Below are 23351 nucleotides of genomic sequence, written 5' to 3'. Positions count from 1 at the left end.
GCAGCTTGTCGCGCTGCGCAACGATATCGCGATCGAAGGCCTGCAGCTGCGACGAGTCGTTGGCGTGGATCGCCTCCAGATCAGCTCGTCGGCAATTCTGTAACCCGTCGGCGTTTACGGTGATGAACGCTGGTAGGGCGCTGACGGTTACCTGCGAACCAGCAGCACCCCGGATTCCATGTGGTGGGTGTAGGGAAACTGGTCGAACAGCGCGCAGCGCTCGATGCGGTGGGTGTCGGCCAGCTGGGCGATGTTCTGCGCGAGGGTTTCCGGGTTGCAGGAAATGTAGAGGATGCGCTCGAAGCGGCGGGTCAGCTCGCAGGTGTCCGGGTCCATGCCGGCACGCGGCGGGTCGACGAAGACGCTGCCGAAGTCGTAGCGCTTCAGGTCGATGTCGGCCAGGCGGCGGAACGGCCGTACCTCGTTCAGCGCCTGGGTCAGTTCCTCGGCGGAGAGGCGCACCAGCGCGATGTTGTCGATGCCGTTGTCGGCGATATTGGCGAGCGCGGCGTTGACCGAGGTCTTGCTGATCTCGGTGGCCAGCACGCGGCGCACGCGAGTAGCCAGTGGCAGGGTGAAGTTGCCGTTGCCGCAGTAGAGTTCGAGCAGGTCGTCGTCGCGCTCACCGAGCGCTTCGAAGGCCCAGTTCAGCATCTTCTGGCAGACCTCGCCGTTGGGCTGGGTGAAGGCGCCTTCCGGCTGGCGATAGCGGAAGGTTCGCCCGGCTACGACCAGCGCTTCTTCAACGTAATCGCGACCGATGACGATGCGCTTGCCCTTGGAGCGGCCGACGATGCTCACACCCAGTCGGGCGGCAAGCTGCTCGGCTTCGGCCTGCCAGGCCTCGTCCAGTGGCCGGTGGTAGGCGAGGGTAATCAGCGCGTCGCCGGCCAGGGTGGTAAGAAATTCCACCTGGAACAGCTTGAAGCTCATGACTTCCGACGCCTGCCAGGCGGCCTTCAACTGCGGCATCAGCTCGTTGATGCGGCGGCTGGCGATGGGGAAGTCGTCGATCAGGATCGCCTTGTGCTTGTCGCCTTGCTCGAACATCGCGTAGTGGCGCTGGCCTTCTTCGCGCCACAGGCGAAATTCGGTACGCAGGCGGTAGTGCTCACGGGGCGAGTCGAAGACTTCCGGCGCCGGTGCATCGAACGGCGCCAGCAGTTCCACCAGCCGCGCGGTTTTCTCGGCAAGTTGGGCGTCGTATTGGGCGGGGTCGATCTTGGGCAGCGGCATGGCAGGGGCTTCGTGCAGAGGTTTGAGGAGCTTTACGGCGCCGGCCGCTCCCACAGCAATTCGCTCCGTGGGGCGGCCTTGCCGCGAATTAACGCATGTGGCGGACCGGTATTTGTAGGGTGGATCGGGGCGCAGCTGACGCTTCATCCATCCACCGTTGCCGCACGGAAGGTGGATGAGAAAAGCACCATCCCACCCTGCGTTGCGATCAGCCGGCGAACCAGCCCAGCTTGACCACGAACAGCGCCGAGAGTATCCACATCGCCGGGCTCAGCTCGCGCCAGCGGCCGGCGAGCAGCTTGATCGCAGTCCAGGCGATGAAGCCGAAGGCGATGCCGTTGGCGATGGAGAAGGTCAGCGGCATGGCCAGCGCGGCAACCACCACCGGCGCTGCAACGGTGAGGTCGTCCCAGTCGATGTTGGCCAGGCTGCTCATCATCAGTACGGCAACGAACAGCAGTGCGGGTGCAGTGGCATAGGCCGGTACGGCACCGGCCAGCGGGGCGAAGAACAGGCTGAGCAGAAACAGCAGGGCGACCACGCAGGCGGTCAGACCGGTGCGGCCACCAGCGGCGGTGCCTGCGGCGGACTCGATGTAGCTGGTGGTGGTCGAGGTGCCCAGTGCGGCGCCGGCCATGGTTGCGGTGCTGTCAGCCAGCAGGGCGCGGCCCAGGCGCGGCATCCTGCCGTCCTTGTCCAGCAGGTTGGCCTTCTGCGCCACGCCGATCAGGGTGCCGGAGGTGTCGAACAGGTCGACGAAGAGAAAGGCGAAGATCACGCTGATCAGGCCGATATCCAGCGCGCCCATGATGTCCAGCTGCATGAAGGTCGGCACCAGCGATGGCGGCATCGAGACCACGCCGTTGAGCTGCGACAGGCCGAGCAGAATCGACAGGCCTGTGACCACCAGAATGCCGATCATCACCGCTCCGGTGACCTGGCGGTACGCCAGCGCGGCGATCAGGAAGAAGCCCAGGCAGGCCAGCAGCGGGCCGCCGGCGCTCAGATCACCGAGGCCAACCAGGGTGGCCGGGTTGTCGACGACGATGCCGGCATTCTTCAGCGCGATGATCGCCAGGAACAGGCCGATGCCCGCGGCAATACCGGCGCGCAAGGCCAACGGAATGCTGTGGATGATCCACTCGCGGATCTTGAAAATCGACAGCAGGAAGAAGATCGCACCCGAGAGGAAAACCGCGCCCAGCGCGGTCTGCCAGGTGTAGCCCATGGTCAGCACCACGGTGTAGGTGAAGAAGGCGTTCAGGCCCATGCCGGGTGCCAGCGCGATGGGGTAGTTGGCGACCAGGCCCATGATCGCCGAGCCGATGGCCGCGGCCAGGCAGGTGGCAACGAACACCGCGCCGTGATCCATGCCGGTTTCGGCGAGGATGCTCGGGTTGACGAAGAGGATGTAGGCCATCGTCAGGAAGGTGGTGATACCGGCCAGGACCTCGGTGCGCAGCGTGGTGTTGTGCGCCTTGAGTTGAAATAGCTTTTCCAGCATGGTCGATCCTCTATGTGCCGGTCAGTGTGAGGGCTGTCGCCTCTGGCGGGCGATTCGCGTGTCATCGCAAAAGCCGCGCATCTTACACTGGGCGGCAGCACGGTTGAATTTCCATTGAGCAGGTGAACGCCATGAGCAAACGAGTCCTTATTCCGATTGCCGACGGTTCCGAAGACCTGGAGGCCGTCACCCTGATTGACGTGCTGCGGCGAGCCGAGTTCGAAGTGCTCGTGGCCAGTGCCGAAGAGCGGCGCATGCTGACTTGCGCACGCGGCACGCGGATCACCGCCGATGCGATGCTGCTCGACGTGTTGGCGCAGGATTTCGACCTGATCGTATTGCCCGGTGGCATGCCTGGCGCGAAGACCCTCGGCGAGCTGGAGCCATTGGCCGAGCGCGTACGCCAGCAGGCCCGCGCCGGACTCGACTACGCGGCAATCTGCGCCGCGCCGGCGGTGGCGCTGCACCCTTACGGTGTGCTCAAAGGCCGTCAGGTCACCTGCTATCCGGGCATGAGCGACAACCTCACCGGCACGCATTTCCTCGACCAGCCGGTGGTGGTGGACGGCAACTGCATCACCAGCCAGGGCCCGGCAACCGCTTTGGAATTCGCCCTGACCCTGGTGGAACGTCTCGCCGGCCGCGGCAAGCGCCGCGAAGTAGCCGACGCCATGCTGGTGCCGGCAACGACGAACTAACTTCGCCTCGAATCGGTCACTCCTTGCATTGCCGGGAGTCCTGGCAGCAATGGGCTGAATCCGAGGAGAACGATGGACAGTGTCGATCTGGCGGTACTGCGCCGCGCCCGCGACTGGTTGCGTGACGGTCACCCCGTGGTGCTCTACACCGTGCTGGAAACCTGGGGCAGCGCACCACGTCCGGTGGGTTCGCTGCTGGCGTTGCGCGGTGATGGTCGGGTGGAAGGCTCGGTGTCCGGCGGCTGCGTCGAGGACGATCTGCTCACCCGGGTCATGGCCGACCAGCCACCGCAGGCTTGCCAGCTGATCACCTACGGCGTGAGCAAGGAAGAATCTGCGCGTTTCGGTCTGCCTTGCGGCGGTACGCTGCGGCTGCTCCAGGAACCGTTGCGCGATGGCGGCTGGATCGATGAGCTGCTGCGCCGTTGCGCCGCCCATGAACGCCTGCTGCGCTGCGTGGATATCGCCAGCGGCAATGTCAGCCTGCGAGCCGCCGGCCGCGACGCTGCGTTGCAGTTCGATGGCCACACCCTACGTGCACCGTTCGGGCCTGCGTGGCGTTTGCTGATGATCGGCGCCGGCCAGCTGTCGCGCTATGTTGCCGACCTGGCTCACGGCCTCGGCTTCGAAGTGCTGATCTGCGACCCCCGCGAAGGTTATGCCCACGACTGGGATGCGGCGACGGTGCGCTTCGTCTCCGGCATGCCGGATGATGCCGTGCTGGCCATCGAACCGGATGCCCACACCGCCATCGTCGCGCTGACCCACGATCCACGTCTGGACGACATGGCGCTGCTCACGGCGCTGCAGTCCGAGGCCTTTTACGTCGGTGCGCTGGGCTCGCGGGCCAACAGTGAAAAACGCAAGGCGCGCCTGCTTTCGCTTGGGCTTGGCGAGCGCCAGGTGCAGCGGTTGCACGGCCCCATCGGCCTGCCGATCGGTAGTCGTACGCCGGCGGAAATCGCGCTGTCGCTGATGGCCGAGGTGGTGGCACTGAAGAACGGCGCCCAGATTAGCCAGGCGCTGCCGGCACAGCGCTGTGCCTGAAGCGGGCGTCTGCGCCATCGTTCTGGCTGCGGGGCAGGGCAGCCGCTATCGCACTGCCGGAGGAGCGGACAAGCTGCTGGCTGCCAGCTTGGCCGAGGCGCATTCGCCGCCGGTGCTCGCCGCCACGCTGGCAAACCTTCACGGTGTCGCCGAGCGATTGGTAGTGGTGACGAATGCAGACAATCTTCCTTTGCGCGATTGGCTGAGCGTCAATGCTGATGGCTGCGAGGTGCTGGCGGTCGAAACCCGCGGTCTTGGGCACAGCCTCGCCCAGGCCATTGCCTACGCACCGGCAGCGCGCGGCTGGCTGGTTGCGCTGGGCGATATGCCCTATGTGCAGCCCCGAACCCTGCGCGAGATCGCGGCGGCGATCCACGGAGACAGCCTCGTCGTACCGACCTATCACGGCCACGCCGGCCATCCGCGCGGCATCGGCAGCGCCTATCGCGAAGCGCTGCTGCAACTCGACGGTGATCGCGGCGCCCAAGCGCTGTTCGCCGCACATCCGCTGCTGGAATTGAGTGTGGATGATCCCGGCGTACTGCAGGACATCGACCTCCCGAATGATCGCCGATCAGCCTGATGCTCAATGCATCCCGCCTGCCGCAGTTCTGTAGAAGCCAGCCCGTTGGCGAACGGGGGGCGGTGTCTTATTGGACGTGGGACGGTTCGGGCGCCATCGCCAGCAAGCTCGCTCCTACGTGTGCGGATCGTCTAGACGGCGTTGCGAACTGCCGTCGGCAAACGGCCGCCCGCCTTGGCCGCTGAACGTTTTCCGCGCCGCGCCAGTCGTACCCCAAGACGCACGGACAGCGCATACCAACGCCCAAACCGTGAGGCTGCCATGAGCGAAAATTCTTCAGCTGCAGGCCAAACCTGCACCATCAGCCTCGAGCTTAACGGCGAACGCCTTGAGCTTCAGGTGCAACCCTGGACCACCTTGCTCGACCTGCTGCGCGACCAGCTCAGCCTGACCGGCACCAAGAAAGGCTGCGACCACGGCCAGTGCGGTGCCTGTACGGTGCTGCTCGACGGCCGGCGCATCAATAGCTGCCTGACCCTGGCGGTGATGCACGACGGCGCGAGCCTGACCACCATCGAAGGCCTGGCCAGCGATGCGACGCTGCATCCGCTGCAGGCGGCCTTCGTCAAGCACGACGCCTTCCAGTGCGGCTATTGCACGCCGGGGCAGATCTGCTCGGCGGCCGGGCTTGCCAGTGAGAACCGCGCCAGCAGCCGCGACGAAATCCGCGAACACATGAGCGGCAACCTGTGCCGTTGCGGTGCCTATCCGAACATCCTTGCCGCCATCGAAGACGCACTGCCGACGCTGCGCGGCCAGGAGGGTACGCAATGACGCCGTTCAGCTATCAGCGCCCCGAACGCATAGACCAGGCCATCGCCCTGCACGGGCCGCAGAGCCGCTACATCGCCGGCGGCACCAACCTGCTCGACCTGATGAAAGAGAATGTGCTGCAACCCGGCCAGCTCATCGACATCAACGGCCTGCCGCTGCGCGAGATCGAGCAGACCGCCGAGGGCGGCCTGCGCATCGGTGCGCTGGTGAGCAACGCCGACCTGGCCTGGCACCCGCAGATCGAACAGCGCTATCCGCTGCTAAGCAAGGCGATCCTGGCCGGCGCTTCGCCGCAGCTGCGCAACATGGCCAGCACCGGCGGCAATCTGCTGCAGCGCACCCGCTGCTACTACTTCTATGACACCGCGACGCCTTGTAACAAACGCGAGCCGGGCTCCGGCTGTGGCGCGCGGGACGGGCGCAATCGCATTCACGCCATCCTCGGTGCCAGCGAGGCGTGCGTCGCCGTACATCCCTCGGACATGTGCGTTGCCCTGGCGGCGCTGGATGCACGGGTGCACGTGCAAGGCCCGCACGGCCAGCGGCGCATTGATCTGGTGGATTTCCATCGCCTGCCCGGCGACCAGCCGCAGCTGGACAACGTGCTGGCCGACGGCGAACTGATCACCGCCATCGAATTGCCGGTAGAAGGGTTCGCCAGCCACTGCGCCTACCTCAAGGTACGTGACCGCGCCTCCTATGCCTTCGCCCTGGTGTCCGTCGCCGCGGCGCTGGAAATGGACGGCGACGTCATCCGTCGCGCGCGCATCGCCCTCGGCGGCGTCGCGCATAAACCCTGGCGCCTGGAAGAGGCTGAAGATCTGCTCAGCGGCAAGCGTGCCGAACCAGGCAGCTTTGCCGCTGCGGCGGACCGGCTGCTGCAAGGTGCGCAACCGCTGGCGGACAACGCCTTCAAGATCGACCTGGCACGTCGCGCCATTGTGCGTGCACTCACCGAAGCCGCGGGAGGAACCGTCCGATGAACAGCGCCAACTCACCACTGGGCAAACCGCTGGACCGCGTCGACGGCCCGCTCAAGCTCACCGGCCAGGCGTGCTATGCCGCCGAGGCCGAAGTACCCGGCCGGCTCTACGGCGCGGTGGTATCGAGCAGCATTGCCCGCGGCCGGGTCAGTCGCATCGATGCCGCCGCCGCCGAAGCGCTGCCCGGCGTACATCTGGTACTGACCCACCAGAACCGTCCGCCGGTGGCCAGCTACGACGAGCCCTATGAGGACGACGATGCCGCCGACGGTTCGCCGTTCCGCCCGCTGTACAACGACCGCGTGCTCTACAACTTCCAACCGCTGGCATTGGTGGTCGCCGAGACCCAGGCGTTGGCGCGGCACGCGGCGAGCCTGGTGCGTATCGAGTACGAAGTCGAGCCGCATCAAACCGACCTGCAGGCGGTGCGCGAGCAGGCCCACGAAGCACCGGCCGAACTGCCCGAGCCTCGCGGTGATTTCGACGCGGCATTCGCGGCGGCCGCGCACTGCATCGATTGCGAATACAGCACGCCGGTCGAACATCACAACCCGATGGAGCCGCATGCTTCCATCGTCCAGTACCAGCCGGGCGGTGAGCTGCTGGTGCATGACAAGACCCAGGGCGTGCAGAACTGCCAGCGCTATCTGGAACAGGTCTTCGGTATGGAGGGCAAGATCCGCGTGCTCGCGCCCTTCGTCGGCGGTGCTTTTGGCTCCGGCCTGCGGCCGCAATATCAGCTGCCGCTGGCGGTGATGGCCGCACTCAAGCTCAAGGCATCGGTGCGCGTCGAACTGACCCGGCAGCAGATGTTCACCTTTGGCTATCGCCCGCGAACCTTTCAGCAGCTGAAGCTGGCGGCAGATGGCGAAGGGCGGCTGCAGGCAATCGAGCACAAAGCCATCGGCCAGACCTCGCGCTTCGAGGACTTCACCGAGCACGAGGTGGAGTGGTCGGGAATGCTCTACGCCTGCGACAACGTGCGTCTCGGCTATCGTCTGGCACCGCTGGACGTCTATACCCCTTTGGACATGCGTGCGCCGGGCGCGGCCATCGGCGTCTATGCGCTGGAATGCGCGATGGACGAGCTGGCCCATGCAGTCGGCATCGATCCGCTGGAGCTGCGCCTGCGCAACTACAGCGAGATCAACGGCAACCAGGGCAAGCGCTACTCCAGCAAGGAACTGCGCGCCTGCTACCAGCAGGGCGCCGAACGCTTCGGCTGGTCGCGGCGCCCGGCTCAGCCACGCAGCCTGCGCGACGGCCATCAGCTGATCGGCATGGGCATGGCCACCGGCGTCTGGGAAGCGATGCAGATGCCGGCCAGTGCGCGCGCCTGCATTGATGCCGACGGCCGGCTGCTGGTGACCAGCGCCACCGCCGATATCGGCACCGGCACCTACACCGCGATGACGCAGATCGCCGCCGATGCCATGGGGCTGTCGATGAGCGACGTGGAGTTTCGCCTCGGCGATTCCAGCCTGCCGCAGGCACCGCTGGAAGGCGGCTCTGCAACGGTATCGTCAGTCGGTAGCGCGGTGCAGCGGGCCTGCGCGGGGCTGCGGCAGAAGCTGCTGGACGCCGTGCAGCAGTCGCCGGCCTCGGCGTTTACCGGGGCGAATCTGGATACGGTGGAGTTCGCCGATGGCCAGCTGCGGCTGAAGTCTGGCGAGCATGCCGTGGCGCTGCGCGACATCGTTCAGGTCAGCGGTGCGCTGGAAGCCGAGGCCAGCGTCAAGCCGGATGAAAAACGCGACGCCTGGGCGACAGGAACCCATTCGGCGGTGTTCGTCGAGGTGCGGGTCGACGAGGAGCTGGGCACCATCAAGGTCAGCCGGGCGGTCAGCGCCGTCGCCGCGGGGCGCATCGTCAACCCGAAGACCGCCGGCAACCAGATCGTCGGCGGCGTGGTCTGGGGCATCGGCCAGGCGCTGCACGAGGAGACGCTGATCGACCATACGTTGGGTCGCTACATGAACCACAACCTCGCCGAGTACCACATCCCGGTGAATGCCGACATTCCCGAGATCGACGTGATCTTCGTCGAGGAGCACGACGAGGTAGTCAATGACCTGGGCTCGAAGGGGGTAGGGGAGATCGGCATCGTTGGGGTGGCAGCAGCGGTGGCCAATGCGATCTACAACGCGACGGGCAAGCGGGTGAGAGACCTGCCGATTACTCTGGATAAATTGCTGTAACCGTCGACGCGTAGGGTGGGCTGAGGCTCACTGGTGAGGCTGCGGCAGATTGAGCGGTGGATCGTGCCCGCGCTGTTGCGTGGGAACCCTCAGGGCGGCAGCGGACCGGTAGGGTGGGCTTCAGCCCACCAGTGCCGCGAATGACTGCTTGGGGTGGCCAGGCGGATAGCGAGTTGCCTGTTGGCGTGGTTTCGCCCTGCTGGGCGAGTCACTTTTTCTTGTGTGGCCAAGAAAAAGTGACCAAAAAGAAGGCCACCCCGGCATCCAGCCCTTCGCTACGTGAAGTATTCCCTCACTCCATCGCCATTCCAGGGGGCCGCTGAGAAGGGCCATCCCTGCCGACGGCGGCCCCGACCCATCGCAGCTCTCGCGGCATACATGTCGCTCACCCCCTCCCCAGCGGTACCTGGCTGATCTGCGTTTGCTGAAGGAAGCCTTAGGCGTCAAGGTTTATGACTATTGCTTGATGACAAACGATGTTCACTTGCTGCTGCCTCCGGGGCGTCAATAGCAGGGCTTGGTCAGTTGATGAAAGCGTTAGTCGCACGAGCCACTCGGTAGCGAAAGGTTCGTGGCGCCGTGTTGCAGGCGGAGCTATCCCTGATCCGTGAGCGTTTTGCGGCGCGGCCAACTGTCGGGCAATAGCCGCTTCGTAGACGAAGTGCAGCGGATTGCTGGGCTTCGAATTGAGCGAAGAGGGCAAGGTCGGCCGCGGGCCGCAATTGATAAGTAAATCTGCCCCCTTATTACTCTGTCCCGTTTTTACAATTACCCGCAGAGCAATCAGCAACTGATCGCACTGCGCGGTCCGTAATGACTACAACCCTTACGACGACGGAGCATGTATTGGATAGCCAAGAACGCTGGTCCGCAGAGAGAGACGTCGCGCAAGTGCAGCGCTTTAACAAGAAGCTCGCCTGGGCGCCACGGTTTCGGATTCGCAATCGGGTGACGCCCCGTTTGATCCAGGGCCTGCTGCGGCTCGGCCAGATGGTCGGTGCAGACCAGCTTCGCAAGCATGGGCTCGAGGCCGAAAGGCGGCTAGTGGGCGTAGCAGGTGCTTCGGTGCCCGTGCGAATTATCAGGCCCAAAGGAAAGCCACAGGGCGTGGTGCTGGACATCCACGGGGGCGGGTGGGTGATTGGCAATCCAGAGATGAACGATAAGTTCAACATCGCCATGGTCAATGCCTGCAACGTGGCGGTCGTCTCGGTGGATTATCGGCTGGCGGTGTCGACTCCGGTTGAAGGGGTCATGGATGACTGCCTGGCTGCCGCGCGCTGGCTGCTGGGTGACAGCTGCGAAGAGTTTGCCGGCGTGCCGGTGATCGTCGTGGGTGAATCGGCAGGCGGGCATCTCGCCTGCGCAACCTTGCTCTCGCTGAAACGCTGGCCAGCGCTGCTGCAACGCGTGGTCGGTACGGTGCTGTATTACGGCGTCTACGACCTGACGGGCACCGCGAGTGTTCGCGCAGCGCCTCCCGAGACGCTGGTGCTGGATGGCCCGGGGATGGTCGAAGCCTTGCGCATGCTGACGCCGGGTCTGAGCGATGACGAGCGTCGGCAGCCGCCGTTGTCCCCGCTTTACGGCGATCTCACCGGCATGCCGCCGGCGCTCATGTTTGCCGGTGAGCTGGACCCGCTCAGGGACGACACCCTGAAAATGGCTGAGCGCTGGAACCACACCGCGCCTGTCGAGGTGCATCTGTTGCCGCATTGCCCGCACGGGTTCATTCATTTTCCCACCCGCACGGCGGCCAGCGTGCTTGCCTACAGCCGCCAGTGGATATCGAGCCGGCTTGGCGATGCGTCTGATTGAGGCGAAGCCGTCACCCGGTTTAGGGCACTGTCCTTGGACCCGGCGCTGCTTTGAGGCTTGCGGACAAGACCGCTCCCACAGCTCGAGGACCGGCACTAGCAGTGTGAGTGCAGCGATCGCCGTCGAGTCATCCCCAGGATGGATGCTGAGTACTATCCCTTTGATGCGTGGGGTATTCTTGCGGCCCTGCCGTCTTTTGAACACGGCGGACTGCAAAGAGAGACCTCAGATGACCGAATCCAGCCTGCACGACTGGCTTGTCGCGCACGCCGAATCGTTGGACTCCAGTGACAAAGATGCCGAGGCGCTGCTCCCGCGGCTGGCCAGTGATGGCTTGATCGGCCTTGGCGTACCGACCGCAATGGGCGGGCAGGGCGGCGATCTGGGTGATGCGCTGTGTGCTATCGCGGCGTTGGCGGAGCGTTCACTGACATCCGCCTTCATGGGCTGGAGCCAACGCGCCTTTATCGAACTGCTGCTACAAACCCCCAATACCGGCCTGCGCGAGCGCCTGTTGCCTGAGCTTCTGGCTGGACGACTGGCCGGTGCGCCGGGGCTTTCCAACGCGATGAAGTTCGTCTCCGGCCTGGAGTCGCTGCAGGTACGCGGCAAGGTTGAAGCCGATGGCCGTTGGTGCCTGGACGGGGTACTGCCGTGGGTAAGCAACCTGCGCGGTGGTGGTTTTGTCGCCGCCTGCGCGATGGCCAATACGGCCGGTGGCCCACCGCAGATCTGGGTGCTGCCGCATGACGTCGAGGGCCTGTCACGCTCGGCGGACTTTGCATTGCTTGGCATGCAGGCCAGTCACACTGCGCGGCTGGAGCTCGATGGCGTGCGCCTGGACCCGGCATGGCGCCTGCACGACACGGCGCCAGCCTATCTGCCTGGCGTGCGCCCCAACTTCCTGGGTTTACAGTGCGCCCTGGCGCTGGGCCTGGCGCAGCGCTGCCTGCAGGAGGCCGAGGCCAACATGGGCGGCGCCGAGGCAGTGCTGGGTGAGCCGCTGGCGGCCACCGGTGCGGAACTGGCCGAGCGCCGTACGTTGCTGCTGGCTGGCCTGCGTGATGGTCGCTTCCGCGAGGCCCCGGCAACTCTCTGCGAATTGCGCATCCGGCTGGTCGAACTGGCCCAGCAGGCCCTGCAACTGGAACTGCAGGCCAGCGGCGGGCGCGCTTTTCTCAGCGAATACAACACCTCCTTCGCAAGGCGCTGGCGCGAGGCTGCGTTTCTACCGGTAATCACACCCAGCCTGGTGCAGCTCAAGGGCGAACTGGGCCGAAAACGGATGGCCTGCCAATGACCTCCTCTGCTCAATCAGGCGTGCTTCAGGCACGCGATCTGTCCCTCGGTTATCCCACCCCCAACGGCTGGCACGCGTTGCTCGAAGGCTTCTCTCTGGACCTGGCGCGCGGCGAGATCGTCACCATTCTTGGCCCCAGCGGTGTTGGCAAATCCAGCTTGTTGCGCGTGCTCGCCGGCCTGCAGGCGCCTGCCAGCGGCACGGTGAGCGTGCACGGCGAAACCCTGACCCGACCGCATCCGCGTCTGGCCGTCGCCTTTCAGGACCCCAGCCTGCTGCCCTGGCTGAGCCTGGAGAAGAACGTCGCCTTTGGCCTGGATTTCGCCCGCCAACCGCGCATCGACCGGGACAGGCTGCGAAGCCGCGTCGATCAGGCCATCGAGTCCGTGGGGCTGCCCCATGCCCGTGAGCGTTACCCGGCGGCGCTGTCCGGGGGCATGGCGCAGCGCACTGCGCTGGCTCGCTGCCTGGCCCGCGAGCCCGAGGTGTTGCTGCTCGATGAACCCTTTGGCGCGCTGGATGAAGTGACCCGTGCCGACATGCAGCGCTTGCTGCTGCGTCTGGTCGGCGAGTGGGACACCGCCGCGCTGCTGATCACCCACGACATCGACGAAGCGCTGCTGTTGTCCAACCGCATCCTGCTCCTGGGCGGCCGCCCCGGGCGGGTGATCGGGCAATGGCAGTTGGACCTGCCGCAACCACGCGAAGAGCTCGTCGAGGAGCTTGGCGCGCTGCGCATTGAAATCCTCAAGACCCTGCGGCAGGCCAGCCGCGAACCGATTACCGCCTGATACCGGAGCACCCCCCCATGGAACTGGACAACCTGATCCCCAGCCGTCGCGAATTTCTCAAACTGGGCGCGCTGTTCAGCCTCGCTGGCGCCGCGCCGCTGCTGGCGCTGCAAAAAGCCCGTGCGGCTGTGGACCCAGATGCCCCGGTGCGCATCGGCTACCTGCCGATCACCGATGCCACGCCGCTGCTGGTGGCCCACGCCAAGGGCATGTTCGAGGCCGAGGGCCTGAGGTCCGAGAAGCCCGTGCTGCTGCGCAGCTGGTCGCAATTGATCGAGGCCTTTCTCTCCGGACAGATCAACGTAGTTCACCTCCTGTCGCCGATGACCGTCTGGGCCCGCTATGGCAGCCAGGCGCCGGCTAAGGTGGTGGCCTGGAACCACGTCGGCGGCTCTGGCATCACCGTGTCGCCGGACATCCTCGAACCCAAGCAGCTAGCGGGCAAGCACGTCGCCATACCGTTCTGGTATTCGATCCACAACGTGATGCTGCAATACCTGCTGCGCGAAAACGGCCTGACCCCCGTGAGCCTGGGCGCGACCGGTAAGCCGGCTGCCAATGAAGTCAATCTGGTGGTCATGGCACCGGCCGACATGATCCCGGCGCTGGCCTCCAAGCGCATCTCCGGCTTTACCGCCGCCGAACCCTTCAATGCCCAGGGCGAGGCGCTGAAAGTTGGACGGGTGCTGCGCTTTACCGGCGACATGTGGCGCGACCACGCCTGCTGCGTGGTGTACATGCACGAGCGGGACCTGGCCGAGCGCCCCGAGTGGTCGCAAAAGGTGGTGGACGCCATGGTCAAGGCGCAGCTCTGGAGCCAGAACAACCGCGAAGAGACCGCTCGCATTCTTTCCAAGGACGGCGAGCAGAAGTACATGCCGTTCCCCGAGCCGGTGCTGCGCCGCGTGCTGGCGCCCGAGGCTGACGACTGGGCACGCTACGCACAGGACGGTTCGGCACAGCACCTGACCGAGTGGAACGAAAAACGCATCGACTTCCAGCCATATCCCTATCCGAGTTACACAGAAGAGTTGGTCAAGCTGCTGCAGAACACCCTGATCGAAGGCAAGAACGACTTCCTGCCGCGGCTCGATCCGCAGTTCGTCGCGCAGGATCTGGTCGATGACCGCTTCGTCAAAGCGGCGCTGGAAAAGGTTGGTGGCCTGACAGCCTTCGGCTTTCCAGAAAGCTACACCCGCAGCGAAGTGATCAGAGCCTGATGAACAAGCATCTCGTCACCTGGAGCTTTGGCCTGGCCGGGCTTGCCGCGCTGCTGGGCCTCTGGGCACTGGCCGCCTGGCGGGTCGCCGATGACCCGCTGCTCGGCCAGTTCGCACCTTGGCCGACCTTGCAGACACTGCTGGAACTACTCGCCAGCAGCGACCTGTGGCAACACGTGCTGCTGAGCCTCAAGCGGGTCTTCGTCGGGCTGGGCCTGGCGCTGCTGGCCGGCGTGCCCACCGGGCTTCTGGTGGGCAGCTTTCAGCGCATCGAGCTGGCGACCACGCCGGCCTTTCAGTTCCTGCGGATGATCTCGCCGCTGTCGTGGATGCCGCTGGCTGTAATGCTGCTGGGGGTGGGCGATGCGCCGATCTACTTCCTGCTGGCCTTTGCCGCGGTGTGGCCGATCATGCTCAACACCGCCGCCGGGGTCAAAGCGCTCGACCCGCGCTGGCTGCAGCTGACCCGCAGCCTGTCGGCCACGCGGTTGGAGACGCTTCGCCACGTGATCATTCCCGGTGTGCTCGGTCATGTGCTCACCGGCGTGCGCCTGTCGATCGGCATCCTCTGGATCGTGCTGGTGCCCTGCGAGATGCTCGGCGTCAGTGCAGGGCTGGGCTATTTCATCCTCGACACCCGCGATCGCCTGGCCTATTCGGAGCTGATGGCAGTGGTTCTGCTGATCGGCGTGCTGGGCTTCTTCCTCGACGCCGGCGCGCGGATGCTTTACCGCCGGGTGGTGCACTGCTGATAAAGCACGCACGCGACACTCGAGCTGAGCCGCTGGAACAGCCTGCGGCGCGCCTATCGCATCCAGTCGCTCCGCCCAGGTCAGGGCGTCTGCGTTTGTGCGGGGCTGGATGCGGTTAGGCCGGCGCGTCCCTTGTTTTTGTTTTTCTGAAGACCGTCAAATCTTCAGAACACGCCTCAGCAAGAACCGCCTCACTGGAACCACCGCTCGCTCCTGCGCCAGCACGCACACCACGATGCACAACCCCAGATATAGCGGATAGAACGCCGGCGTCAGTGCCAGCTCCCCCGCCCGCGCCACACAATCGGCCCAATCATCGAAACACCCCGACGACACCACCCCGATCAGCTTCTCCGAGCGCGAGAAGAGAATGAACACCGGCACATGCAATACGAACAACGGCAGCGACGCCGCACCCAGTCGCTGCGACCAGCCGACCACCGCGGCATTCTTTGGCGTGGCAATCAGCGCGCAGAGCCAGATCAGCGCCAATTGCGCCGGCAGCAGCAAACCGTTGTGCAGCAGGAAGTACCAGTAGCGCTCGCCCTTGAGCAGCCATACCGTCGCGAGAAAGCTGGTCAGCACGAATGCCGCGAGCGCCAGGCGAGCGCTAATACCCAGCTGGCCACCCGCGTTTCGCCATTCACGGAACAGCCCGCAGAGCAGGATGCCGGCAAGAAACTCCGGCAAGCGCAGCAGCGGCATGCGGTGGAGCATGCCGGTGATCGGGATGCCGTAGGCCTCTTGCTGGATCGCCCACAGCGGCGGCAGCAGATAGACCACGCCGACTGCGACGAGCCACCAACCCTTATGCCGCAGGCGCATCAGGCGAGGCGCCAGCAGCGGGAAGCACAGGTAGAAGAAGAACAGCGTGGATATCGACCACAGCGGCGGGTTGAACGTCAGGTAGAGCGGGTTCCAGGCCTGCAGCATGAACAGCTGCAGCACGAAGTTCAGCGCCAGCTCGCGGTTGTTCATGAAGTGTTCAAGGGCGTCGCGCGCTTCCCCGGCAAGCTCCTCGTTGGTGTCGTAGACCACGTAGCGCAGGCTTGCCTTGGCGTCGTCCGGCGGGATGCCAAGCTTGGCAATGATTGCCAGCACGATGGCCGTCAGCAGTAGGGAGAACAGGTGCAGCGGATAGAGATTGGCCAGGCGCTTGCCGAGAAAGTGCCGGGCTGGCTCGCGCAGTTCCCCTTGTCGGCAGTAGACGTGCGCCAGCAGGAAGCCGGAGAGGATGAAGAAACTGCTGGTGGCGAAGAAACCGACGCCGGCCAGGTCCGCCAGCCAGGAGGGCTCGTCTTCCACATAGGCATGTACGGTGTGGAACAGCACTACGTAGATGGCCAGCAGAAAGCGCAGCCACTCCAGCCCGATGAAATGTTCCTTGTGCGGCACTGCTCACTCCTATGTCGTTGGCTGCGCCGGAGCGGCGCCTAAGCATGGGACTCGTATCCGCTCCAGCCGTTGCGCTGCACCGGTGATCGGGATGTGGTGCACGGCTGGGCGCCGCGGCGGTCGGAACGGGTATCTGCAATGCACGACCACAAGCCGGAGGACCATGCACTCGCTATCGCGATTATCCGCCGCTGCCACACGTCTGCTGCTGGCTGCACTGATGTGCGGCGGCACTGCCCAGACTGCCGTCGCGCAGGAGGCCTTCGAGTGGAGCGGTCCCTTCCTGGCGCGTCTGGCGCACGTGGACAGGCAGACGCCAGGACAGCTCGGCGTTTACGTCAAGGACATGGAAACCGGCATTTCGGTCTCCTATCACGGCGAGGAACCCTGGTACCTGGCTTCGACCGTCAAGGTACCGGTTGCCATCGCGGTGATGCGCCAGACTGAGCAGGGTGAGCTGACGCTGGATAGTCCGGTGGCACTGCTCGCGTCCGACTACGTCGATGGCGCAGGCCCGACCAACAGCCATGCGCCGGGCAAGGCCCTGAGCGTGCGCTTTCTGATGGATCAGATGCTGATCCACAGCGACAACACCGCCAGTGACATGCTGATACGCCTGGTCGGCATCGAACAGGTCAACGCCATCGCCCAGGAGCTTGCGCCCGAAGGGCTTGGGCCGATCACCTCGCTGGCGGATGTGCGGCGGTTGATCTACGGGGAGTTGCACCCGGCCGCGCGCCAGCTCTCCGGCAAGGATTTTCTCGCCCTCAGGCAGCAGCCGAACGACGCCGGCCGCCTGGCGTTGCTGCCACGCCTGCTGGGTGTCGAACGCCGTGCTCTGCAGCCCATCAGTCTCGGCGAAGCCTACGAGCGCTACTACGCCACGCCGTTCAACTCCGGCACGCTGAAGGCTTATGGCGATCTGCTCTCGGCGCTGGATGCCGGCATCGCCTTGAAGCCGGAAAGTACCGAATACCTGCTGAGCGTCATGCGCCGGGTGCAGACCGGCAAACAGCGGATCAAGGCAGGCCTGCCGCCTGGCACCGGCTTTGCGCACAAGACTGGTACCCAGCGGGCGCGCATCTGCGATGCCGGGCTGGTCGACCAGCCGGGCTCAGACAGCGCCACATCCACACGCCTGATCATCGTGGCCTGCGTCCGCGGGGTGGCCTCCGCCTCCCAGGCGGAGCGGGCGTTGCGCGGTACCGGCGAGGCAGTCACCGCAGCGGGGTTGATTCGACGATGAACAGGCTGATCGCGTTATGCGCACTATTGCCACCGCTTGTAGGTTTGACGGCCTGCACCGAGGAAGCCGAAGCGACCTGGAAGGACGGACTGGAGCAGGAGCTGCGGCGCATCGACGAGGCAGCGCCGGGCAAGCTCGGCGTCTACATCAAGCATCTGGGCGAGGATGCCGAGCTGCGTTACGACGCCGAGCGGTTCTGGTACCTCGGCTCGGCGGTGAAAGTGCCAATCGCGATCGCCGTGCTGCAAGGTGTCGATGATGGCGACATCAGCCTCGACCAGCGGCTGACGCTGGAGGCCGAGGACAAGGTGGATGGCTCCGGCGACCTGGTCTGGCAGGACGTGGGCGTCGACTATGCAGTGCGTGATCTGCTCAACGAGATGCTGATCGAAAGCGACAACACCGCGGCCAACATGCTGATCCGTCTGGTCGGAGAAGACGAACTCAATGCGCGCACTGGCAAGAGCATGGGCGGCGATTTCGAAGCCATCACCACCTTCACCCAGGTGCGCCGCGATGTATACGGCGAGGTGCACCCGGACGCAGCCCGGCTGGACAACATGCAGCTGGTGGAGCTGGCCTCCGCACCGTTCAGCAAACCACGCTACGAGGCGCTGGCAAGGGTACTGAACCTGCAGGCGGACGAGTTGAAGGCGGCGAGCATGGAAGAGGCCTACGCGCGCTACTACGCACGCAACCTCAACTCCAGCAGCCTGGTGGCCTATGGCGCGATGCTGGAAAAGCTGGTGCGTGGCGACCTCTTGTCGGCGCAAAGCCGTGAGCTGCTGTATGGCGACATGAAGCTCGACTCCTACGATAACTACCGCCTCGAAGCCGGGTTGCCCGAGGATGTGCCCTTCATCCAGAAGACCGGCACCCAGCTCGAGCGCGCCTGCCATGTTGGCGTCATCGAACCGCAGGACGAAAGCCGCGCCATCGTCGTCGTGGCCTGCGCCGAAGCGCTCGATGAAGGCAAGGAGGCCGGGCGCCTGTTCGAGCAGGTCGGGCAGGCGATCAGCAAGGCGTTGTTGCGTCAGGATCGGCCGAACTAGGTAGTGGGTCGCTCGGCAACATTATCCTTGCGATCATTCGCTCGCTGACTACCGACGACGGGCGAGCGCATCGGTCATTCGCCGACGTCGTCCACAGCCAGCAGGCCTCGTTCGGCGAACACTGTTTTGACGGTGTACATGCCATTGAGCGCGGCCGGGAAGCCCGCGTAAACGGCCATCTGGATGACCACTTCGACGATCTGCTCCGGACGGCAACCGACGTTCAGCGCGCCGTGGACGTGCACGGCCAGTTGCGGTTGGCAGTGCCCGAGTGCCGTAAGCGCCGCGACGGTCGCCAACTCACGTTGAGGGAGGTCCAGGCCGGGGCGCTGGTAGATGTCGCCGAACGGGAACTCGATAACGTAGCGGGCCAGATCCGGGGCAATGGCGTGCAGGCTGTCGATGACCTTGCGGCCGGCCTCGCCGTCGATCTCGTCGAGCTTGGCCAGGCCTTCGGTATAGCGAGCTGATGCGGACATGAAACGTTCCTCTTGATAGGTCAGAGGAAAGCCTGCGGCTTGGAGTGAACTCCAGGTCAAGCGGAAGTTTGCCGCCGATACAGCGCGATCTTCGCCTGCAATGCGTCGAGATGTTCATGGTCGCGCAGCAGACGTGCCTGCAACGTGGCGGCATGGGTTTCGAGCAGCGCCTGACGTGCTGCAAGAGTTGCGTCGCCACACTCGCGCAGATCGGCGTAGCGGATGATGTCGTCCAGCGCCATGCCGGTGTCTTTCAGGCGCAAGATGAAGGCGATCCATTCCAGATCCCGCGGGCCGTAGACGCGATAGCCGCTGGCATCGCGACTGACATGACGCAACAGGCCGATCTTTTCGTAATAGCGCAGCGTGTCGGCAGACAGGCCGGTGTGCGCGGCGAACTGCCGGATGCTCAGCCGAACCGACGCTTCGCTCATGCTTTGATCGAACGCAGGATGACGAACTTCGGCGTGGCAGCGACCTGCTCGGCGTTACCGAACAGGCGCTTGAGCTTGAGGTGATAACCCAGATGACGATTGCCGACGATCCACAGCTCGCCGCCCTTGCCCAGCGCCGCCTTGGCCTGGGTGAACATGCGCCAGGCGAGGAAGTCGCCGACCACTTGCTGTTGGTGAAACGGCGGATTGCACAGAACCAGATCCAGCGAGGCCAGCGGCTGTTCGGCCAGGCCGTCGTCGGCGCGAATTTCGACCGGGCGCTGGCCGTGGATCGCCTGCCAGTTCTCCCGTGCCGACTGCACCGCCATATAGCTCTCATCCACCAGCGTCAGTTCTGCCTGCGGATTGCCTAGCGCGTAGACGATGCCGAGTACGCCATTACCGCAGCCGAGATCAGCCACGCGCAGCGCCCCGAGTGCCTTGGGCAGGTGCGGCAGGAAGGCGCGGGTGCCGATGTCGAGGCCTTCGCGGCAGAACAGGTTGGCGTGGTTGAGCAGCTCCAGCTTTGGTTGATCCAGCTGATAGCGGGTCGGGTACGGCGACGCCGGGGCTGACTTCTCGCTCGGGGTGGCGCTGAGCAGTCGTGCCTTCTTCACCGCCAGCGATGCCTGCACCGGGCCAATGTACTGCTCCAGCAGGTCGCCGGCAGCGCGCGGCAGATGCTTGATCATCGCCGCAGCGATCACCTGCGCGCCGGGCGCCAGCTGGCCATGCAGGCGGATCAGCTGTTCTTCCAGCAGGGCGAGGGTCTTCGGTACGCGGATCAGCACCAGATCGAACGGCCCCTGGGCTGTCTCGCTGGCTGGTACGAAGCGCACGCGGTCCGCCGGCAGCTCGTTGCGTGCCAGGTTCTTCTGCAACGCCAGGTGGGCGAGATGCGAGTCGCCACTGCTGGTGACCGAGACGTGCCCGGCCAGCGAGCAGGCGAGGGCGCCGAAGCTGTCGTTGAGAATCAGCACCCGCGCGGCGGCCGGCAAACCCTGTTCATGCAGCGTGGCGAGCAGGTATTCGTCGGCGGCGTCGAAGGCCTGCAATGGCTCGTTGGGCTGCTCCGGCTGGCGGATCAGATCGAGGCTGGCATAGGGGGTATCGAGAATAGGCATGAGAACTGGCGGTGTTTATCTGCGTCGGAAAGGAGTATCAACAATTCACGGGCGCTGCGAGCGGCAGGTCCGGCAGATGCTCGGAGGGAGCGAAGTATGACCGCCAGCGGAGAGAAGTTCACCCGCCAGCGCCTGCTCAAGGTGCAGACGCTGACGCCCAACCTGTTCACCCTGCGTACCAGCCGTGATCCCGGCTTTCGTTTCAACGCCGGACAGTTCGCCCGTCTCGGCGTACGCAAGCCCAGCGGCTGCATTGTCTGGCGCGCCTATTCGATGGTCTCGGCACCGCACGACGAGTTTCTCGATTTCTTTTCCATCGTTGTGCCGGATGGCGAATTCACCAGCGAGCTGAGCCGGCTCTCGGTCGGCGACGAGCTGCTGGTGGACAAACAGGCCTTCGGCTTTCTCACCCTCGATCGCTTTCCCGATGGTCGCGACCTCTGGCTGCTGGCGACAGGCACCGGCATCGCGCCGTTCCTCTCGATCCTGCAGGACTTCGACGCCTGGCAGCGCTTCGAACGGATCATCCTGGTCTACAGCGTGCGTGAGGCACGCGAGTTGGCCTATCAACAGCTGGTCGCCGAACTGCCGCAGCGCGACTACCTGGAAGGCCTTGGTGCCAAGCTGCTCTACCTGCCGGTGGTAACGCGCGAGGAGATCCCGGGCGCGTTGCATGGTCGCATCACCACGTTGATCGAAAACGGTGAGCTGGAGCGCGCTGCCGATCTTCAACTGACGCCGGAACACTCGCGAATCATGCTTTGCGGCAACCCGCAGATGATCGAAGACACCCGAATGGTGTTGAAGGCGCGCGACCTGAACCTGGCGTTGACGCGCCGGCCCGGCCAGGTGGCGGTGGAGAACTATTGGTAGGTGTACGCTGCAATTTCGGTTTCGGTGGGCTGAAGCCTATCCTACGAGTCCGGGTTCCGAGACCTGAACCTGGCGCCGGCTGGCAACACCGGGCGGGGACGAGAGCGAACGGGCTGCAATGTGTAGGGTGAGCTTTAGCCCACCGTTGCCGGGTGGGAGTTCCCCGGTGGGCTGAAGCCCATCCTACGAGCTCAAGTGCCGAAACCTGAACCTGGCGCCGGCTGGCACCACAGGGCGGGGGACGAGAGCGAACGGGCTGCCAGGTGTAGGGTGGGCTTTAGCCCACCTTTGCCGGGTCGAAATCCCCTGCTGGGCTGAAGCCCATCCTACGGCTGTACGGCAGACACTCTGAACAAAAAGCCCCCGCCGGACGATCCGGCGGGGGCTTTCGTACACCTGGCTCAGCTGAGTTTGCCGTTGGGCGGCGTCTTACACGACGCCTTGGGCCAGCATGGCGTCGGCGACCTTGACGAAGCCGGCGATGTTGGCGCCCTTGACGTAGTTGATCCGGCCATTCTCTTCGCCATGGGCGACGCAGGCATGGTGGATCGATTGCATGATGCTGTGCAGCTTGGTATCGACCTCACCGGCGGTCCAGTGCAGGCGCATGGCGTTCTGGCTCATCTCCAGGCCGCTACAGGCGACACCGCCGGCGTTGGATGCCTTGCCCGGTGCGTAGAGAATGCCGGCCTCGAGGAACAGGTCCACAGCCTCCAGCGTCGACGGCATGTTGGCGCCTTCGGCCACGCAGACACAGCCATTCTTCAGCAGCGTGCGGGCATCTTCGCCGTCCAACTCGTTCTGCGTGGCACACGGCAGAGCGATATCGCACGCCAGGCCCCACGGACGCTGATCGGCCAGGAACGTGACGCCGAAATGCGCGCCCATCTCTTCGAGGCGGCCGCGGCGAATGTTCTTCAGGTCCATCAGGTAGTCCCATTGCTCGCCGGTAAGGCCGTCCGGGAAGTGCAGGGTGCCGCCCGAATCTGACAGCGAGACGACTCGGCCGCCCAGCTCCATGACCTTCTGTGCCGCATATTGCGCCACGTTGCCGGAGCCGGAGATCGAGACGCGCTTGCCCTCGAAGCTGCTGTGAGTGTTCTTGAGCATTTCTTCTGCGAAGTACACGCAGCCGTAACCGGTGGCTTCCGGACGAATCAGGCTGCCGCCATAGGCCAGGCCCTTACCGGTCAGTACCGAGGTGAACTGGTTGGACAGGCGCTTGTACTGGCCGAACAGGTAGCCGATCTCACGACCGCCAACACCGATGTCACCGGCCGGCACGTCGAGGTCTGCGCCGATGTGGCGGTACAGCTCGGTCATGAACGACTGGCAGAAGCGCATGACTTCGTTGTCGCTCTTGCCCTTCGGGTTGAAGTCCGAGCCGCCCTTGCCGCCGCCCATAGGCAGCGAGGTGAGGGAGTTCTTGAAGACCTGCTCGAAGGCGAGGAACTTGAGGACGCCGATATTCACCGAGGGGTGGAAGCGCAGGCCGCCCTTGTACGGGCCGATGGCGCTGTTCATCTGGATGCGGAAGCCACGGTTGACCTGAACACGGCCCTGATCGTCGACCCATGGCACGCGGAAGATGATCGAGCGTTCCGGCTCTACCATGCGTTCGATGATGCCGGCCTGCATGTAATGCGGGTGGGCTTCCAGGAAAGGCCAGAGGCTGCGCACCACTTCTTCCACTGCTTGGTGGAATTCGGGTTGGTGGGGGTCGCGTTGCTTCAGTCGGGCGAGAAAGGCATCAACGGTTTCGATCATCAGTAGGCCCTCGGCAGCTGCGCGTTGGCAGTCATTAATAATTTTTGGCCGGCGACTGTAGCAAACCTGATTTGCAC

At 64.8% G+C, this 23351-nt stretch carries 21 protein-coding genes and 1 pseudogene; 15 read left to right on the top strand and 7 right to left on the bottom strand.

From position 1 onward, the window contains the following. Positions 1-147: 147 nt before the first annotated feature. Together trmA and SM130_RS17710 are read right to left on the bottom strand one after the other, a co-directional pair. Positions 148-1236 (bottom strand): tRNA (uridine(54)-C5)-methyltransferase TrmA, encoded by a 1089-nt coding sequence (trmA, locus tag SM130_RS17715; protein ID WP_102824757.1) that lies wholly within the window; start codon positions 1234-1236, stop codon positions 148-150. Positions 1237-1444: 208 nt separating this feature from the next. Then, positions 1445-2740, bottom strand: coding sequence for an NCS2 family permease (locus SM130_RS17710; protein WP_102824758.1), 1296 nt, complete (start codon positions 2738-2740; stop codon positions 1445-1447). Positions 2741-2871: 131 nt separating this feature from the next. Here SM130_RS17710 and SM130_RS17705 point away from each other — a divergent pair, with 131 nt between their 5' ends. The 12 genes and pseudogenes from SM130_RS17705 to SM130_RS17655 all read left to right on the top strand — a co-directional run bounded on the left by SM130_RS17705 (position 2872) and on the right by SM130_RS17655 (position 14904). Continuing rightward, on the top strand, positions 2872-3438 hold the full coding sequence (locus tag SM130_RS17705; protein WP_102824759.1) for a DJ-1 family glyoxalase III: 567 nt from the start codon (positions 2872-2874) through the stop codon (positions 3436-3438). Between the two features lie 72 nt (positions 3439-3510). Then, positions 3511-4485, top strand: coding sequence for an XdhC family protein (locus tag SM130_RS17700; RefSeq protein ID WP_102824760.1), 975 nt, complete (start codon positions 3511-3513; stop codon positions 4483-4485). Continuing rightward, entirely contained in the window at positions 4478-5068 is a 591-nt protein-coding gene (locus SM130_RS17695; protein ID WP_102824761.1) for a nucleotidyltransferase family protein, read from the top strand. Before SM130_RS17700 ends, SM130_RS17695 begins: the two co-directional genes overlap by 8 nt. A 261-nt stretch (positions 5069-5329) precedes the next feature. After that, the gene (locus tag SM130_RS17690) at positions 5330-5842 is read left to right on the top strand and encodes a (2Fe-2S)-binding protein (protein WP_102824762.1); all 513 of its coding nucleotides are present in this window, start codon (positions 5330-5332) and stop codon (positions 5840-5842) included. After that, positions 5839-6825: an FAD binding domain-containing protein gene (locus SM130_RS17685; RefSeq protein ID WP_102824763.1), complete on the top strand. Its 987-nt coding sequence runs from the start codon at positions 5839-5841 to the stop codon at positions 6823-6825. Before SM130_RS17690 ends, SM130_RS17685 begins: the two co-directional genes overlap by 4 nt. Continuing rightward, positions 6822-9023 carry a xanthine dehydrogenase family protein molybdopterin-binding subunit gene (locus tag SM130_RS17680; protein ID WP_102824764.1) on the top strand — a complete coding sequence of 734 codons (2202 nt, stop codon included), beginning with the start codon at positions 6822-6824 and terminating at the stop codon, positions 9021-9023. Before SM130_RS17685 ends, SM130_RS17680 begins: the two co-directional genes overlap by 4 nt. A gap of 397 nt (positions 9024-9420) precedes the next feature. After that, positions 9421-9756: pseudogene (locus SM130_RS22350) on the top strand (transposase); the annotation flags it as partial. Positions 9757-9836: 80 nt separating this feature from the next. After that, positions 9837-10841 (top strand): alpha/beta hydrolase, encoded by a 1005-nt coding sequence (locus SM130_RS17675; RefSeq protein WP_102824765.1) that lies wholly within the window; start codon positions 9837-9839, stop codon positions 10839-10841. Positions 10842-11070: 229 nt separating this feature from the next. Beyond that, entirely contained in the window at positions 11071-12141 is a 1071-nt protein-coding gene (locus SM130_RS17670; protein ID WP_102824766.1) for an acyl-CoA dehydrogenase family protein, read from the top strand. After that, positions 12138-12932 (top strand): ABC transporter ATP-binding protein, encoded by a 795-nt coding sequence (locus tag SM130_RS17665; protein WP_102824767.1) that lies wholly within the window; start codon positions 12138-12140, stop codon positions 12930-12932. The genes SM130_RS17670 and SM130_RS17665 overlap by 4 nt, the downstream gene beginning before the upstream one ends. A gap of 17 nt (positions 12933-12949) precedes the next feature. Continuing rightward, positions 12950-14152: an ABC transporter substrate-binding protein gene (locus SM130_RS17660; protein WP_102824768.1), complete on the top strand. Its 1203-nt coding sequence runs from the start codon at positions 12950-12952 to the stop codon at positions 14150-14152. Beyond that, positions 14152-14904 (top strand): ABC transporter permease, encoded by a 753-nt coding sequence (locus SM130_RS17655; protein WP_102824769.1) that lies wholly within the window; start codon positions 14152-14154, stop codon positions 14902-14904. Before SM130_RS17660 ends, SM130_RS17655 begins: the two co-directional genes overlap by 1 nt. A gap of 156 nt (positions 14905-15060) precedes the next feature. Here the strand turns inward: SM130_RS17655 and SM130_RS17650 are convergent, their stop codons facing one another. Then, positions 15061-16299 carry an acyltransferase family protein gene (locus SM130_RS17650; protein ID WP_102824770.1) on the bottom strand — a complete coding sequence of 413 codons (1239 nt, stop codon included), beginning with the start codon at positions 16297-16299 and terminating at the stop codon, positions 15061-15063. Between the two features lie 163 nt (positions 16300-16462). On the opposite strand from SM130_RS17650, the gene SM130_RS17645 reads away from it, so the two are divergent. Further along, positions 16463-17545: a serine hydrolase gene (locus SM130_RS17645; protein WP_102824771.1), complete on the top strand. Its 1083-nt coding sequence runs from the start codon at positions 16463-16465 to the stop codon at positions 17543-17545. Further along, positions 17542-18597: a serine hydrolase gene (locus tag SM130_RS17640; RefSeq protein ID WP_181019249.1), complete on the top strand. Its 1056-nt coding sequence runs from the start codon at positions 17542-17544 to the stop codon at positions 18595-18597. The genes SM130_RS17645 and SM130_RS17640 overlap by 4 nt, the downstream gene beginning before the upstream one ends. Before the next feature lie 74 nt (positions 18598-18671). Here the strand turns inward: SM130_RS17640 and SM130_RS17635 are convergent, their stop codons facing one another. From SM130_RS17635 to SM130_RS17625, 3 genes are read right to left on the bottom strand one after another with little or no spacing between them, the layout of a single operon-like run. After that, the gene (locus SM130_RS17635; protein ID WP_102824772.1) at positions 18672-19076 is read right to left on the bottom strand and encodes a carboxymuconolactone decarboxylase family protein; all 405 of its coding nucleotides are present in this window, start codon (positions 19074-19076) and stop codon (positions 18672-18674) included. A 56-nt stretch (positions 19077-19132) separates the two neighbouring features. Beyond that, positions 19133-19510: a MerR family transcriptional regulator gene (locus SM130_RS17630; RefSeq protein WP_102824773.1), complete on the bottom strand. Its 378-nt coding sequence runs from the start codon at positions 19508-19510 to the stop codon at positions 19133-19135. Then, the gene (locus SM130_RS17625) at positions 19507-20634 is read right to left on the bottom strand and encodes a methyltransferase (protein ID WP_102824774.1); all 1128 of its coding nucleotides are present in this window, start codon (positions 20632-20634) and stop codon (positions 19507-19509) included. Before SM130_RS17625 ends, SM130_RS17630 begins: the two co-directional genes overlap by 4 nt. A gap of 96 nt (positions 20635-20730) precedes the next feature. Between SM130_RS17625 and SM130_RS17620 the strand changes: the two genes are divergently transcribed. Beyond that, positions 20731-21507, top strand: coding sequence for a ferredoxin--NADP reductase (locus SM130_RS17620; protein WP_102824775.1), 777 nt, complete (start codon positions 20731-20733; stop codon positions 21505-21507). A gap of 429 nt (positions 21508-21936) precedes the next feature. Here SM130_RS17620 and gdhA read toward each other — a convergent pair whose 3' ends face one another. After that, the gene (gene gdhA, locus SM130_RS17615) at positions 21937-23274 is read right to left on the bottom strand and encodes an NADP-specific glutamate dehydrogenase (protein ID WP_102824776.1); all 1338 of its coding nucleotides are present in this window, start codon (positions 23272-23274) and stop codon (positions 21937-21939) included. Positions 23275-23351: the final 77 nt, after the last annotated feature.

This window comes from Stutzerimonas stutzeri, from assembly GCF_038561965.1.
Lineage (GTDB): Bacteria > Pseudomonadota > Gammaproteobacteria > Pseudomonadales > Pseudomonadaceae > Stutzerimonas > Stutzerimonas stutzeri_AA.
Note: the sequence above shows the minus strand (reverse complement) of the source record. Positions and strands in the feature narration are given on the sequence as shown.

Excerpts from the sequence above, each read along its gene's own strand:
- trmA (WP_102824757.1), bottom strand. The coding sequence starts at position 1,236 with ATGCCGCTGCCCAAGATCGACCCCGCCCAATACGACGCCCAACTTGCC.
- SM130_RS17710 (WP_102824758.1), bottom strand. The coding sequence starts at position 2,740 with ATGCTGGAAAAGCTATTTCAACTCAAGGCGCACAACACCACGCTGCGC.
- SM130_RS17705 (WP_102824759.1), top strand. The coding sequence starts at position 2,872 with ATGAGCAAACGAGTCCTTATTCCGATTGCCGACGGTTCCGAAGACCTG.
- SM130_RS17700 (WP_102824760.1), top strand. The coding sequence starts at position 3,511 with ATGGACAGTGTCGATCTGGCGGTACTGCGCCGCGCCCGCGACTGGTTG.
- SM130_RS17690 (WP_102824762.1), top strand. The coding sequence starts at position 5,330 with ATGAGCGAAAATTCTTCAGCTGCAGGCCAAACCTGCACCATCAGCCTC.
- SM130_RS17685 (WP_102824763.1), top strand. The coding sequence starts at position 5,839 with ATGACGCCGTTCAGCTATCAGCGCCCCGAACGCATAGACCAGGCCATC.
- SM130_RS17680 (WP_102824764.1), top strand. The coding sequence starts at position 6,822 with ATGAACAGCGCCAACTCACCACTGGGCAAACCGCTGGACCGCGTCGAC.
- SM130_RS17675 (WP_102824765.1), top strand. The coding sequence starts at position 9,837 with ATGACTACAACCCTTACGACGACGGAGCATGTATTGGATAGCCAAGAA.
- SM130_RS17670 (WP_102824766.1), top strand. The coding sequence starts at position 11,071 with ATGACCGAATCCAGCCTGCACGACTGGCTTGTCGCGCACGCCGAATCG.
- SM130_RS17665 (WP_102824767.1), top strand. The coding sequence starts at position 12,138 with ATGACCTCCTCTGCTCAATCAGGCGTGCTTCAGGCACGCGATCTGTCC.
- SM130_RS17660 (WP_102824768.1), top strand. The coding sequence starts at position 12,950 with ATGGAACTGGACAACCTGATCCCCAGCCGTCGCGAATTTCTCAAACTG.
- SM130_RS17655 (WP_102824769.1), top strand. The coding sequence starts at position 14,152 with ATGAACAAGCATCTCGTCACCTGGAGCTTTGGCCTGGCCGGGCTTGCC.
- SM130_RS17645 (WP_102824771.1), top strand. The coding sequence starts at position 16,463 with ATGCACTCGCTATCGCGATTATCCGCCGCTGCCACACGTCTGCTGCTG.
- SM130_RS17640 (WP_181019249.1), top strand. The coding sequence starts at position 17,542 with ATGAACAGGCTGATCGCGTTATGCGCACTATTGCCACCGCTTGTAGGT.
- SM130_RS17635 (WP_102824772.1), bottom strand. The coding sequence starts at position 19,076 with ATGTCCGCATCAGCTCGCTATACCGAAGGCCTGGCCAAGCTCGACGAG.
- SM130_RS17630 (WP_102824773.1), bottom strand. The coding sequence starts at position 19,510 with ATGAGCGAAGCGTCGGTTCGGCTGAGCATCCGGCAGTTCGCCGCGCAC.
- SM130_RS17625 (WP_102824774.1), bottom strand. The coding sequence starts at position 20,634 with ATGCCTATTCTCGATACCCCCTATGCCAGCCTCGATCTGATCCGCCAG.
- SM130_RS17620 (WP_102824775.1), top strand. The coding sequence starts at position 20,731 with ATGACCGCCAGCGGAGAGAAGTTCACCCGCCAGCGCCTGCTCAAGGTG.
- gdhA (WP_102824776.1), bottom strand. The coding sequence starts at position 23,274 with ATGATCGAAACCGTTGATGCCTTTCTCGCCCGACTGAAGCAACGCGAC.